Below are 13,365 nucleotides of genomic sequence, written 5' to 3'. Positions count from 1 at the left end.
CAGAATAGACCCTCCGCCCGGTACCCTCTTAGACACCATGACCGTTCGCGAACTGCGCGAGAAGTATCTTGCATTCTTTGAGTCGAAGGGACACGTTCGTTTCCCCTCGGGCTCGCTTATCCCCTACGACGTAACGGGTCGGCTCGACGAGTCGCTCCTGTTCAACGGGGCCGGAATGATCCAATTCAAGCCCTACTTCCGAGGCGCGGCGCAGCCAGAGAACAAGCGACTCACCACTGCCCAGAAATGCGTCCGTACGGGCGACATCGATGAAGTGGGCGACAGCAGCCACCTCACCTTCTTCGAGATGATGGGCAACTTCTCCTTTGGCGACTACTTCAAAGTAGAAGCCATCCGATTCTCATGGGAGTTCCTCACTAGCCCCCAATGGCTCGGCCTCGATCCCAAGCGACTGGCCTTCACGATCTTTGAGGATGACGATGACGCGTACAACACTTGGGCAGAGCTGCTTTCCGCTGCCGGTGTCGACCCTAAAACACGCGTATTCCGCCTGGGCGAAGAGACCAACTACTGGCCAGCTGGAGCCTTCAGCAAGGGCCCTCCCGGCCCCTGCGGCCCCAACTCAGAGATGTTCTACTGGGTATCGAACGATGTCCCTCCTCCCAGTGCGCCCTACGATAGAGAAGACTTCCTGCGAGATGACGACCTCAAGAATTGGCTAGAGATCTGGAACGACGTCTTCATCCAATACGAATGGCAAGGCTCCTTCGCCGATCCTGCCAAAGGTAGCTCCGGTGGATACATCAAAGAAGGCATGCCCAATCTGCCGTTTCTGAGCATTGACACGGGCATGGGCCTCGAACGCACAGCAGCCGTCTTGGGCGGCTACAAATCGGTATACGACACGGACGCGTTCTCGGCAATCTTTGCCAAGATCGATGAGATTTCCCAGGACATGGGCGCCGCTTCTGGTGCAAAAGGTGAGGGTGCGGAAGAGCACGTCTTGGTAGCACGCCGCATCATTGCCGACCATATCCGAACCGCATGCTTCTGCATCGCAGATGGCATCCTGCCAGCGAATAATGGTCGTGGCTACGTTCTACGCCGATTGATTCGTCGCGCTGTCCTGAAGGGGCAACGCGTGCTCGGTTTCGACGATCTGTTCATGTACAAGGTGTACGAAGGCATCGTCGAGAACATGGGCGACTTCTATACGGAACTGGTCGAACGACGAGAGATCATTGTCGAGACGCTAAAGAATGAAGAGGCTCTGTTTAGACGAACACTGCGACAAGGCGTTGATGTTCTCACTGGCTATCTGACAGGAGATGCAACTGACACAAAGCTTGTCGTTGATGGAGAAGCTAGGAACACCCTCGTGGGTAGCAAGGTGTTCTTCCTCTACGATAGTCTTGGATTCCCCCTAGAGGTCACCAAGGAACTCTGCGCAGAAATGGACTGGGGAGTGGATGAAGACGGCTACGAAGCCGCCATGAAAGAGGCCCAAGACCGCTCACGCGGTGCCCAAAACCGTGAAGAGGTCTACGGCGGAGTAACCGCGGCTGAAGAAGTTGCAGTGGACGATGCGCCTTCAACCACCACCTTCCTCGGCTACTCGGAAGCTCGATCCTCAGCGAAGATCGTTCGAGTCAGAACAGCAGGACCGCACAAGTTGAAAGTCGCACTGGACCACACGCCCTTTTACGGCGAATCCGGTGGTCAAGTCGGTGACCGTGGCTTCCTAGAGGTGGATGGTCAAAGCTTAGTAGTCAGCAATACTACGAAGAGCTCTGGGACGTTCTGGCACGACGTCGAGTCCGACGCAACTCCAATGGCACTGCTAGGCAAAGAGGTGTTTGCCGTCGTGGAAAGCCCACGTCGCGCGCGAATTATCCGCAACCACACAGCCACACACCTTCTTCATGCGGCACTCAGAAGCGTGCTCGGAACTCATGTCACTCAGGCTGGCTCCTACGTCGGACCTGATAACCTCCGTTTCGACTTCACACACGGCAAGGCCATGACGCCCGAGGAGATCGCTCAGGTGGAGCTGATCGTGAACATGGAAGCCCTCAAGAACATCCCAGTCACCACTTACGCCGATCTCCCCATCGCAGAGGCCAAAGCGAAGGGTGCCATGGCCCTGTTCGGCGAGAAGTACGGAGACACTGTTCGCATGGTCGAAATCGGTGAATTCAGCCGTGAACTGTGTGGAGGTATCCATGTGCGAAGTACGGCAGAGATCGGCATGTTTAAGATCGTCAGCGAGAACAGCGCCGCCAGCGGCGTGCGCCGAATCGAAGCGATCACAGGCGAAGCGACCTACCAGTTGGTGCTGGAAGAGACTAGCAAGATCAAGGAAGCCGCACAGCTTCTGAAGACGACACCCAGAGAGCTGCTGCCATCTCTTGAAAAGACCCTAGAATCGCTCAAAGAAGAGCGCAAAAAGCGAGAGAAGGCCGAAATGGCTGCGATCTCGGGCAAGGGTTCTGGAGAGGCTACAGAAACGGTAGAGATCAAAGGCGTACAGCTATGGGTCAAGAACCTTGGCAGCACAGACCAGAAGGTAGCAGCCCAGGTAGTCGATAACGCTGCCGCAGAAAAGCCCAACCAGGTCACCTTAGGTGCCGTGAATAACGAAGGCAAGATCAGCTTCATGTGCAAAGTTGGCCCAGAGGCACAGGCCAAGGGTGCCCATGCAGGAAACCTGATCCGTGAGGTCGCCAAGATCGCGGGTGGCGGCGGTGGTGGTCAGGCAGCATTTGCCACAGCGGGCGGCAAGATCCCAGAGAAGATCGATGAAGCGCTTGCATCGGCAGCAGCAACCTTAGAATCGATGATCAAGGACTAACGCTCACTTACCTCCATCCCGACTCAGGGGTGGAGGTTCGCATAATTCGGCTGTCTCCGCTATGCTAGAGCATAGATGAACCTCCGCAGACTTCTCATCTCCTTGGCACCGCTATTCGTGACGAGTGCGAATGCTACGGAACCGCTGTCGTCCACCGAGAACCCGACGGCTTCGGTGTCAGCCCCGATTCCTCTGTGGAAGGACATCGCTCCTGGTGAGAAGGGCAACATCGGCCCAGAACACGACACGGCGCAGAAGGGAAGCGATCTCATCCTCCTAACGAATGTCAGTACGCCAACCATCACGGTCTACAAACCCAAAAAGGATCGAGATACAGGAGCATGTGTGGTGGTATGCCCAGGTGGCGGCTATTCGATCCTCTCCATGACAGGCGAGGGGACCGAGATCTGTGAGTGGCTCAACTCGATCGGAGTGACTGCGGTGCTCCTGAAATACCGCGTACCGGCCAGAGAGGGCCTTCCACGCCACGCAGCCGCGTTTCAGGATGGGCAAAGAGCTATTCGTATGGTCCGGTCTCGTGCGACAGAGTTTGGAGTAGATCCAGAGAGAATCGGCATGCTGGGATTCTCCGCAGGTGGGCACCTCACGGCTATGGTCTCGACCAACCCAGACAAGCAGAGCTACGAACCCTTAGATAGTGCCGACAAGGTCTCATCGAGGCCAGATTTTTCGATCCTCATCTACCCTGCTTACTTCACTCCAGATAACAACAGGTCTCAGTTAGTGCCTGAGCTACCCGTCTCCAAAACCACTCCACCAGCGTTCCTACTGATGACCGTCGACGACCCTATCCGGGTCGAAAATGTCTTGGCGTACAGCCTGGCCTTAAAAAAGGAAGGCGTACCCTTCGAGACTCATGTTTTCCCAACAGGAGGGCATGGTTATGGGCTACGACCGAGTAAGAACGAAGTATGCCACTGGCCCCAGCTGGCGGAGAAGTGGCTTTCTTCCCAAGGTTGGCTCAAACCGCGCCTTCACTAGGTCCATCGGAACCGGAACAGTCAAGAAACAGTCTGCTAGTAATAGGAACGAAAGCTATTTCTTTGGAGATCTCATGAACGAACGTCAAGCGAAAAGCAAAATCAACAGTGCACTGGAAAATGGGCTTGCGGCAGTCCGGCTAGTACGCTCCAACGAGAGCCAGTACAGCGAGTCGTACAGTAGGAATCTCAAGCTATCTGCGGCCGCAACAGCTATCGCAGGTGTATTTGGACTCATCGCCATCATCACAGTCCGCCGCGCTGTCCATGACTACGAGAAGCATCGCCAGTGGAAGCGTCTCGACGAGCAACTCGACGAGGCACTAGCCGAATCGCTGGATGCCAGCGATCCTGTATCTCTTTACTAGAGACAAATAGAATCAGCCCGCCACCAACTAGTGCGACGGGCTGATTTGTTTATTAGGAGATTAGTTGCAGGGGTTGGAGTTCCAAGGAGCGGTGTTTGGATACCACTTCTCGCCAAACGCGTACTTCGAAGGATTGAGCACTTGCTCAAGCTTCTGATACTTTGCGTGGCCATCTGCGAATGAATAGTTTGCACCGTTGGTGTGTCGATCGTAGGCAATTCGAAGAACGTCAACCTGCTTGAAGTCTGACTTTCCTGGATTCTTGATGCTTCGCACCAATCCTGCGTCAGTGTAGCTATAGGTGCCCGCAGCTGGCGACTTGCCTGCGTACGGAACCAATGTCCAATTTGGACAAGGCTGTGAAGGCAAGAAACCACTGGTTCCCTTGTGAGAATCGCCCGTATCCTTGGTGTCGCGCTTTTCGGTTGCCAAAATGGTGTCGGCAGGATTCGCGAAGTTGGTGAGCGACACAGGAAGCCAGTCGTGAGCAGGGATGGCGTTGTAGTTCGGGATGTAGGAATATCCTTCTACAGGCATCCAGTCGCAAACCATTGGCATCTGACCAAGAACTGCATTGCTTGCGCATGGAACCTTTGGCTTGACCGGTGTAGAGTCCGATGGGCACTTGAACATGCCCCAGTTCTTGATGTAAGGCTGCATCAAGAAAGACCAGTGGACCTGGTAAGGGTGTGTGGCATCGCTCTCCCAGCTCGTCTGGCAAAGTGTATCATCCGCATCGCCAGCATACAAGAACAGGGCTGTTGCCATCTGCTTGTCATTGCTGAGACAAGCAGTCTTCTTGGCTGCTTCCTTTGCCTGAGCAAATACTGGAAACAGGATAGCGGCGAGGATTGCAATGATCGCGATGACGACCAGGAGTTCGATAAGGGTGAAAGCGCGGCGTAACATAATAGTTCCGTCCTTAACAATGCGCACTCTTTGTTAAGGACGTGTTATGTCTCGAAAGATAGTTGAACAACACCAGTAATTAACCGTCAAAATAATTCGCTTTTCTGCACTAACTTAAAGCCCTTTAAGTTTCACACCATCCATCATACTTATCAAATGCGTCGGACTTTGGGTCTCTGGCCACTGGTTGCCACCATCTTCTTCTGCGTCAGCGGAGGACCATTTGGGCTAGAACCTGTAATGAAAACCGGCGCTGGGATGGGGCTGCTTCTCATTCTCATCACCCCGTTGTTATGGGCCATTCCAAGCGCCCTCATGACCGCAGAACTCACCAGCGCTCTGCCAGAAGAAGGCGGTTACTACATATGGACCAAGAAGGCCATGAATCCTTTCGTTGGCTTTCTGTGCGCTTGGTGGACTTGGGTGTACTCATGGCTAGACGTCGCCATCTACCCAACCCTCTTTGCCGCCTACGTTCACACCATGCTTGGGTTGATGGGAGTGCACCCCATCATCACAAATCACCCATGGGTGAAATGGGCAGTTGGACTCGTCGTCATCATTCCGTTCACATGGATCAATGTGCGGGGCACCAAACTGGTAGGGAAGTCATCGATGTTGTTCGTCGGCATCCTGCTCATCCCATTCATCCTGATGATTGGAATGGGGCTTCACTTCCTTTGGACAACCCCTTCCCAACCCTTTTTGGCTACAGGAAAGAATGCAAAAGAGGCGTTTTCTTCGGGACTGTTTGTGGTTCTGTGGAACTACTTGGGATGGGATTCGATGTCATCGGTGGCGGGCGAAGTAGAAAATCCAAGCAAGAACTACCCCAAAGCTCTTGCCATCACAGTGCCGCTTGTAACGGGTCTGTACGTGCTCACGGCCTGGGTAGGCGTCAGGGCCTACCCAGATCTCAGTAAGTGGGATGAAGGGGCATGGACCAACGTCGCAGCCGCCATCGGAGGACATGGGTTAGCCATTGCCATGACGCTCGCAGGAGTCTTCGGAGCTGCGGGCCTCTTCAGCGCAACCCTCATGGCAGGCAGCCGCATTCCCTTCGTCCTGGCGGAAGATGGTTGGCTGCCGAAACGGATCGCACAGATTCACCCTCGCCATGGAACCCCGTTCGTTGCCATTTTGGTGTCTTCGCTCTTCTACACCATCTTTAGTTTCAGTTCCTTCAAGGACCTTGCCGAAGCAGATGTTGTGCTCTATACAAGCGGGCTCGTTCTCGAGTTCGTCGCCCTCCTGTTATTTCGACATAAACAACCTGAACTCCACCGCCCCTTTCGTGTCCCTGGCGGATGGCTCGTGGCGGCGCTTATCTCGTTCTTTCCAACGGCAGTTGTCATCGCAGCTCTGATTCACGACTTCCAAGAAGGGGGACAAACGCGCATTTTGTATTCAGCAGGTCTGATCTTTACCGGCTTTGTCGCGTACCCTATTTGCAACGCATATCGACGAAGATCGAATGCGAAGCACACAACGTAGAATTGACTTGGAAGGACATCGCTCGTGCCACAGTCAACCGACTCAAGCTATCCCTGGCTCAATACTGTTCAGTACCCATTTGCCACCCGCCAATTTGACACAGGGGAAGGCTGGATCAGCTATGTGGATCACGGGCAGGGGCGTCCCATTGTGTTCTTACACGGCAACCCCACCTGGTCTTATCTCTACCGAAATCTCATTCAACAATTGGGAAGCACTTATCGATGCATCGCGCCCGATATGCTGGGATACGGACTCTCTGATAAGCCTCAAGACGTGGATTACCGTCCTCAAGCTCAAGCTCAGCGATTCGCTGCACTCATGGAGTATCTCGATTTGGACGATGTCACCATCGTTGTCCAGTGCGCTGGTGGGCCTATAGGACTCTCCTGGGCACTCGATCACCCCGAGCGAGTCCGCGATTTCGTAATTTTCAACACGTGGTTATGGCCCATGAATGAGAATCACATCGCCAGAAAGTTGGCCCAGCTTGTAGGGAACCCGCTCAACCGAATCTACTACAAGATCATCAAGGCGACTCCACGGTTCTTATTGCCCTCACTATTTGCAGACCGCCACCGGATCTCCCGGGCATCCCAAACGCAGTTCCTGCTTCCGTTCCAGAACTATCTTGAGCGAGGTGGCCTGTATTCCATGATCTTTGGTCTTGTGCGATCCACCGACTGGTTTCAAGGCCTATGGAACAGGCGGCAGATACTTGCGAACAAGCGTGCTCTAATACTATGGGGAATGAAAGATCCGATGCTGACAGAGGACTACATGCATCTGTTCCAGCAGATGTTTCCCCGTCATGAGACAATTCCCTTTAGCCATCGGGGGAGGTTCATCCCAGAAGAGGTTCCAGATAAGGCTTGCGAAGAGATTCGATGGTTCCTCATGAACCACACGGCCAACAACGATGTGGCCGTGCAGCTCAGTTAGGGTTACCGCGTCACTATTTCGATCCGCCTACGCAGCAAGGGCAAATGCCTGGAACGAGTACTACCAACGTAGCGCTGTATCCTATGGAATTGTAACCCTGCCCCTTGGCTTCCTTGTCCGTAAAATGGGCCGCCACCAAGTAGGAATTTGCCTCCTTCAGCGTAAGCTGCGCCTCACCGTTTGCGTCAGTTTTCTTCTCATAGGAGAAGTCCATCTCCCCGCGAAGCTCAGCGCCTTTCGGGATGAAACTCACCTTGGTGTTTGGCAGGGCCTTGCCCTTGTACAAGAGCCGAACCTTAAGGGTGCTGCCTGCGCCGAAAGGCGTCACCGGGTTCACAACCGGCACCAGCTCAAGCGCATGTCCGAGCGCCCGATTAAATCCAGGATTCAATTCTGGAACCTTGTCGAGGCTGTTACTGACCACAAAGAAGGTCTTGGCACTCTTGATGTCTCTCACAGGCGCGTAGCTCATCACCTTGTCAAAGGTGCTCGCAGCCATATACATGCCAGGAAGCTCGGGCTGGAATCGGGCACTCCAAAATCCCTCTTGCGGTGTGTACCCATTGTCTACCAAGGACGTTGTCAGATCGAACTTTTGCCCCTTCGGTCCATACACCATGAGGCTCTGGTCCCCCGCCGGCACCTTGGAGGCAAGTTTGAAATCCCGATGTGTGTTGCCATGATTGCCCAACATCAGCGAGAGTCGCAGCCAGTCGCCGCTACGAACAATCTGGCTGCTAGCCTCAATCCAAATGTCGTGTGCTTGACACGCACTGGCAAAAACGCACCCAGCAAGTAATGCAAACCATCCTCGCTTCACTGTTTCGCTCCTCTCATCTTTTCCTCCATACCCAGCTCACAACCTGATGTCATCGACACTGGTGCGGGTCTGGTATCCATCTTGCGATCCGCTATGCCAGACAGCTTCGCGATCTTCCCAGTGAGTTCTTTGAGCATTCCAGCTGAGTAGCCCGGATAACTCAGAATGATGCGACCGTTCTTGCTGACAAGTCGTGTGGCGAGACCGCTCCCAGCTCCGTACGCTTTGGCAATCTTGCCTGACGGGTCAGACAAGACCTGGAACTGGGGATTATTTTGCTTATCCCACTTCGCCGCCACCGGCACATCGCCATAAACGATGCCGACCACATTCGCCACATCCTTGTAGTGGTTTTGCACCCGGTCCAGGTAGGGCTTTCCACCCTTACAGCAAGGACATCCGCCCTCGATGAAAACCAAAACAACCGGCTTCTGCCGAAGGGTTCTTAGCGAAACAAGCTGCCCGTTCGAATTCTTGGTAACGAAATCGGGAGCAACTCTTCCATTCAATTTACTGGCGCTTACTGATGCAGAGTCTGCCGTAACATGACCGGCTCGCTTTCCATTTGCGTCAAGCGTGTGTCCGTGGTCTTGGGCACTCGTTCCAATGACAACCAATCCCAAAAGAGTAAGAAGTTGCATCAGTTGGACCGTCCTTGGTTTCTTGGATCGTAGCTGCCCGCGTAGATGCCTTTCGGCACATCTTGCCACCACAGTTGCGACCATTTTCCGAACTTCGCATGTCCATCTGCATACTCATAGTTCGTCCCCCCTGAGAAAGCGTCGAGTTTGATCTCTTTGGTGATCCCCTTGGCTGCGTCCCAGGTCATGTTCTGCATGTATCCACTTGCCGCTTCGCTCGGGTTCCCCCAATAGAAAGCGTGGAAGTGGTCCCGGGGAGCCACATCGTCTCGCGCCAACGAGATGTAGATGACATTCGCCGGAGAGTTGAGCGAGGATTGCACCGAGAACTGACCAACAGAGCCATTAGGATCCGTGTAGGCGCTCGACATATAAGCGCTCAACAGATAACTGGTCCATCTCAATTTCCAACGTGGGTCGTCCTCAGGAGTGTCCAACTGAGGTGGCTTAGTACCAGCCGCAGGCCACAGAGTGCTGGTGTCTCCTGGAGACTTAAACATGTCCCAATTCTTTATGTAAGCCTGGCAACGCAAAGGCCACGAGTTTCCTTTAGATGGGTACGAAGTGAGAGGGAAGCGATCATCGTTATCGTTTCCGTAAAGCATCATCATCGTGCCGATCTGTTTGAGATTTGATAGATCGACAGTCTTCTTGGCAGCCTGCTTTGCTTGACTAAAAACGGGGAACAAAATGGCAGCCAAGATCGCAATGATGGCGATGACGACGAGTAGCTCGATGAGCGTGAATGCCTGTTTTTTCACGTAGGGTTCTCCAAATGTGAGAGGGGTCCCTTGCCCAAGCTAGGTGGGACAAAGAACGAAGCAACGAGTCCGAAAGATGACTACGCGCTTATGGGAGGGAGAACCAACGGGGGAGAGGAGAGCGAACTGAACTCACATGAATATTCATGTTTCGTTCTAACCAGAGCAGGAGGCTGTGGACACTCGAAATCGAAAGGCTCAATCAAGAAAGGCTCAAGCCTGGGCGGAACCTGTGCCTGAACTCGCGCGTCCGTTTTTTCGGCGCAACGGCACTGGACAAAGGCTTTTTCACCCAGTTTTGGAGCACGTTCGGTGTAGCCAATAATCGTGCCACAGCAGTCTCTTTGCGCTACAAGCACCTTTTGAACAGGAGCAGTAGGGCATTGCACTCCCTCTGGCGTCCGCGGCATGTATTGAAACGCGGTACAGCCGAATAACCAGACCACAAGGAACACAGAAAGAACTTCGCGTCCTCGCAAGCTAGCTATTCTTGCCAGAAGATATTTGACCATGGGCCAAAGATTAGGATACCTGCCATAAGCGCACAACAAAAAAGCTCCACCGTCCAAGGACAGTGGAGCTTTGCAATCCAACCAAAGAAGGATTTACTTCTCTTTGGGCTTGTGGCTGCTCTTGGCTCGAAGCCGAATCGGAGTTCCTTCTAGAGGGAACGCCTCTCGAATCTTGTTCAGCAAATACCGCTGATACGAGAAGTGCATGATCTCTGGATCGTTGCAGAACATCACGAACGTGGGAGGTCTTGTCGAAACCTGTGTCGCGTAATAGATCTTCAGGTTCTTACCCTTGGTGCTATACGGTCTCGCAAACACGGCATCCTGGATCAAGCGGTTCAGCGCACCAGTTGAAACGCGGAAGCTAAATGCCTCCTGCGCCTTGAGCACTTCCTCCAAAACAGGTTCCAATCCTGCGCTTTCTTTCGCGGAAGTGAAAGCAGCTGTAGCGTACAGAAGCTCCGGAATCTCATCCTTGATGATCTTGACGAAGTCCTTCTTCAGCAAAGACTTGGTGCGGGGCTGACCGTCTGGCGGCTCCTTAGTGTCCCACTTGTTCACCGCAAACACCACCGCCTTACCTGCGTCGTGTGCGAGCTTCATGATGCGCTTGTCGCCGTCCGTCAGGCCCTCGCTACCATCCACAACGACCAACGCACAATCGGCACGGTCAATCGCTTTCTGAGCTCGGTCCACCATGTAGTATTCGACCGTTCCCTGGATCTTTCCACGACGTCGAATACCCGCAGTGTCGATTAATCGGAATCGCTCACCGTTGTATTCCAACATCGTGTCGATCGCGTCCCGTGTGGTGCCAGCGATGTCGCTGACAATCATCCGCTGCTCGCCCGTGAAGGCATTGACCAGCGAAGATTTTCCAACGTTGGGTCTTCCAACAATCGCGACTCGAATCTCGTCCTTCTCTTGCTCCTGTTCGGAGTGATCAGGGAGATCGGCAACGACGAGATCAAGAAGATCCGCAACGCCTCGACCATGCAGGCCTGAGATCGGATAAATCTCGCCCAGTCCTAAGCTATAGAATTCATTCGCAAGCGAATCTCGGTTTGCGTGGTCGGCTTTATTGACCACCAGGTAAATCGGCTTAGTAAAGCCGCGGAGTTGGTTGGCTAAGTCTTGATCGTCTGGACTCAATCCAGAGGTCGCTTCGGTAAGGAACAACACCACGTCGGCCTCGGCAAGGGCAACGTTGGCCTGAACACGAATCTGTTCGGCGAGCGGATCTCGCTCGTCAAATACGATTCCGCCGGTGTCTACAACTTGAAATTTCTTTCCGTTCCATACGGCGTCGGCATACAATCGGTCACGAGTAATACCGGGTTCGTCTTCAACGACAGCGACGCGTCGCTTGATCAATCGGTTGAAGAGGGTGCTCTTCCCGACGTTCGGGCGACCGACAATTACGACGGTTGGCAGTTTAGAGGTCATCGGGGGTATTTGTAAAGGTACCCGATAGGTCAAAAACACTTTTGGGTTTCTGCCAACGTAATGATAAGTACAGTGAAGATATGGGGAGTAGTTCTGCTCCTTGCCACCGCAACGGCTGCGATGGCTCATCAAGCAGACGAACGAACAGCGAAAACACATTACTTCGGCGCATTTTTTGGACAATCACAGTTGATACTTGGCTCGCAAGACCGACGCACAGGCGGCGGTTTTTCTTATGCATACGGCCAGCCAGAGCCAAAACTACGATGGAGGACGATCCCAGCCCAGCTTGTTATTGAGGGCTACACAGATCACACGCACAGCAAAGGTTTTGAAGGAGAACAATCCAACGACACCCTCGGCTACGGCGTGCTGAGCTATGGAAGATGGCGGTGGCCAGTCACCGCACGACATATAGGAATCTATTTCGATTTAGGAATCGGGTTGCAATACACAAACCGAACTACTTCAGATCTAGACTCCCGTTTCAATTCAACACCTATGGTGGGATTTGGTGGGGTATTCCAATTTGGAAGTCAAGAACTCTTACTAGGTTTCCGCCTACTGCATATCAGTAATGGAGGAACAGCAAAACCCAATAAAGGACAGAATCAACTCTTCATTACTGCGACGGTTCGGTACTAGCAATCCACTCGACTCCTAGAAGGTCCGCACAACCCGGAGTGGCCAGCGGATGTCGAAACTGCGTTAGGGTACGCAGCAGCTGTTTACGGCCGGCATCCGCTTTGATCTTGCCAGCAAGGACGTTAAGGCAGAACTCCGACGCAAGCCCGTTATGGTGGATCAAAGCAAGGATCGGACTCCTGCTCCATACAGCTTGCACCACTTCATTAGTCTCTCGGCTCACGATAGCTACAAGATAAGCGCGTCCATCCACCACCAGATGAAGCTCGTCGCCTGGCCAACGCTCATGAAGCTCTTGGGGATCGCCTGAGACGATGACTTCCACACCCGTCAGCTCAACCTCAGCGAACGCTTTTAAAACCACATCTATGCCTCGCCCCGCAGCCTCCTGCAAGGCAACTGCCAGTTCAGAAACGATGCCTGGGAATGCCGTGAGTAAAACTACTTTCTCGGCTTCCTCTATCGACTGGATAGCCTGAGCAATCACCTGGTCGCGAGACTTCATTTGGTAAACCCGCTCGTCTCCAGTCGGTCTGCCAAGCTTCTCCAGCGCCTTGGCTGCCTTCGACCGTTTGCTCTGAAACTCCTTCTCAAGCCGACCGAGTAACTTCTGAGAATCGATGGCACTCACCTGACGGCTATCACCCTGATCAACAAGGACAGCACCCTTCCGCTCAAGACTTTGAATTGCCTTGTAAGTGTTGGCTGCAGGCTTCCCAATAGCCTGAGCCACTCGATAACCGGTAGCAGGAGACTCACCCAACAGGAACGCGTAGATCTCCGACTCCAAGGCGGTGAAACCGAAGTCCATAAGGATGTGCGCTGGGCTTGGAGATGGCATGATTTAAGCATCTTACGCTGAGAAGACCTTCTCTTGCCAGATTTGATAGGTGAATCCGCATCATAACGAAAGTTACGAATTGCCTGATTTCAATAGTTTCGAGGACGGAAACATGCATCTTAGCCGCAATAATTCCGTTGATCAGAGAGATGACCTTGCTGCAAAATGAATAC

General features: G+C 53.4%; 12 protein-coding genes. 6 read left to right on the top strand and 6 right to left on the bottom strand.

Annotated elements, in window-relative coordinates:
- The first annotated feature begins 37 nt into the window (after positions 1-37).
- The 3 genes from alaS to ACZ51B_RS10935 all read left to right on the top strand — a co-directional run bounded on the left by alaS (position 38) and on the right by ACZ51B_RS10935 (position 4,181).
- Complete coding sequence (alaS, locus tag ACZ51B_RS10945) at positions 38-2,812, top strand: alanine--tRNA ligase (RefSeq protein WP_464293363.1); 2,775 nt, start codon at positions 38-40, stop codon at positions 2,810-2,812.
- A gap of 75 nt (positions 2,813-2,887) precedes the next feature.
- Entirely contained in the window at positions 2,888-3,814 is a 927-nt protein-coding gene (locus ACZ51B_RS10940; RefSeq protein WP_464293362.1) for an alpha/beta hydrolase, read from the top strand.
- Between the two features lie 73 nt (positions 3,815-3,887).
- Positions 3,888-4,181, top strand: a complete 294-nt coding sequence (locus ACZ51B_RS10935; protein WP_464293361.1) for a hypothetical protein — start codon at positions 3,888-3,890, stop codon at positions 4,179-4,181.
- Between the two features lie 60 nt (positions 4,182-4,241).
- Here ACZ51B_RS10935 and ACZ51B_RS10930 read toward each other — a convergent pair whose 3' ends face one another.
- Positions 4,242-5,090 (bottom strand): prepilin-type N-terminal cleavage/methylation domain-containing protein, encoded by an 849-nt coding sequence (locus tag ACZ51B_RS10930; protein WP_464293360.1) that lies wholly within the window; start codon positions 5,088-5,090, stop codon positions 4,242-4,244.
- Between the two features lie 156 nt (positions 5,091-5,246).
- On the opposite strand from ACZ51B_RS10930, the gene ACZ51B_RS10925 reads away from it, so the two are divergent.
- Both ACZ51B_RS10925 and ACZ51B_RS10920 read left to right on the top strand, forming a co-directional pair.
- Positions 5,247-6,584, top strand: coding sequence for an APC family permease (locus ACZ51B_RS10925; RefSeq protein WP_464293359.1), 1,338 nt, complete (start codon positions 5,247-5,249; stop codon positions 6,582-6,584).
- A 24-nt stretch (positions 6,585-6,608) separates the two neighbouring features.
- Positions 6,609-7,526, top strand: a complete 918-nt coding sequence (locus tag ACZ51B_RS10920) for an alpha/beta fold hydrolase (RefSeq protein WP_464293358.1) — start codon at positions 6,609-6,611, stop codon at positions 7,524-7,526.
- Positions 7,527-7,539: 13 nt separating this feature from the next.
- On the opposite strand, the gene ACZ51B_RS10915 is transcribed toward ACZ51B_RS10920, so the two are convergent.
- The 4 genes from ACZ51B_RS10915 to der all read right to left on the bottom strand — a co-directional run bounded on the left by ACZ51B_RS10915 (position 7,540) and on the right by der (position 11,706).
- Positions 7,540-8,346 (bottom strand): DUF4198 domain-containing protein, encoded by an 807-nt coding sequence (locus ACZ51B_RS10915; RefSeq protein ID WP_464293357.1) that lies wholly within the window; start codon positions 8,344-8,346, stop codon positions 7,540-7,542.
- On the bottom strand, positions 8,343-8,987 hold the full coding sequence (locus ACZ51B_RS10910; RefSeq protein ID WP_464293356.1) for a peroxiredoxin family protein: 645 nt from the start codon (positions 8,985-8,987) through the stop codon (positions 8,343-8,345). The genes ACZ51B_RS10915 and ACZ51B_RS10910 overlap by 4 nt, the downstream gene beginning before the upstream one ends.
- Positions 8,987-9,748: a prepilin-type N-terminal cleavage/methylation domain-containing protein gene (locus tag ACZ51B_RS10905; protein WP_464293355.1), complete on the bottom strand. Its 762-nt coding sequence runs from the start codon at positions 9,746-9,748 to the stop codon at positions 8,987-8,989. Before ACZ51B_RS10905 ends, ACZ51B_RS10910 begins: the two co-directional genes overlap by 1 nt.
- A gap of 605 nt (positions 9,749-10,353) precedes the next feature.
- On the bottom strand, positions 10,354-11,706 hold the full coding sequence (gene der / locus ACZ51B_RS10900) for a ribosome biogenesis GTPase Der (RefSeq protein ID WP_464293354.1): 1,353 nt from the start codon (positions 11,704-11,706) through the stop codon (positions 10,354-10,356).
- A gap of 72 nt (positions 11,707-11,778) precedes the next feature.
- Between der and ACZ51B_RS10895 the strand changes: the two genes are divergently transcribed.
- Entirely contained in the window at positions 11,779-12,351 is a 573-nt protein-coding gene (locus tag ACZ51B_RS10895; protein WP_464293353.1) for an acyloxyacyl hydrolase, read from the top strand.
- Here ACZ51B_RS10895 and ACZ51B_RS10890 read toward each other — a convergent pair.
- Complete coding sequence (locus ACZ51B_RS10890; RefSeq protein WP_464293352.1) at positions 12,329-13,192, bottom strand: TrmB family transcriptional regulator; 864 nt, start codon at positions 13,190-13,192, stop codon at positions 12,329-12,331. The two genes, ACZ51B_RS10895 and ACZ51B_RS10890, sit on opposite strands and share 23 nt — an antisense overlap.
- Positions 13,193-13,365: the final 173 nt, after the last annotated feature.

The sequence above is a fragment of the Fimbriimonas sp. LA-C6 genome (genome assembly GCF_055398105.1).
The sequence above is the reverse complement of the archived record's forward strand: the minus strand, read 5'-3'. Positions and strand labels throughout refer to the sequence as shown.

Coding starts and splice junctions, on each gene's coding strand:
- alaS (WP_464293363.1), top strand. CDS start 38: ATGACCGTTCGCGAACTGCGCGAGAAGTATCTTGCATTCTTTGAGTCG.
- ACZ51B_RS10940 (WP_464293362.1), top strand. CDS start 2,888: ATGAACCTCCGCAGACTTCTCATCTCCTTGGCACCGCTATTCGTGACG.
- ACZ51B_RS10935 (WP_464293361.1), top strand. CDS start 3,888: ATGAACGAACGTCAAGCGAAAAGCAAAATCAACAGTGCACTGGAAAAT.
- ACZ51B_RS10930 (WP_464293360.1), bottom strand. CDS start 5,090: ATGTTACGCCGCGCTTTCACCCTTATCGAACTCCTGGTCGTCATCGCG.
- ACZ51B_RS10925 (WP_464293359.1), top strand. CDS start 5,247: ATGCGTCGGACTTTGGGTCTCTGGCCACTGGTTGCCACCATCTTCTTC.
- ACZ51B_RS10910 (WP_464293356.1), bottom strand. CDS start 8,987: ATGCAACTTCTTACTCTTTTGGGATTGGTTGTCATTGGAACGAGTGCC.
- der (WP_464293354.1), bottom strand. CDS start 11,706: ATGACCTCTAAACTGCCAACCGTCGTAATTGTCGGTCGCCCGAACGTC.
- ACZ51B_RS10890 (WP_464293352.1), bottom strand. CDS start 13,192: ATGCCATCTCCAAGCCCAGCGCACATCCTTATGGACTTCGGTTTCACC.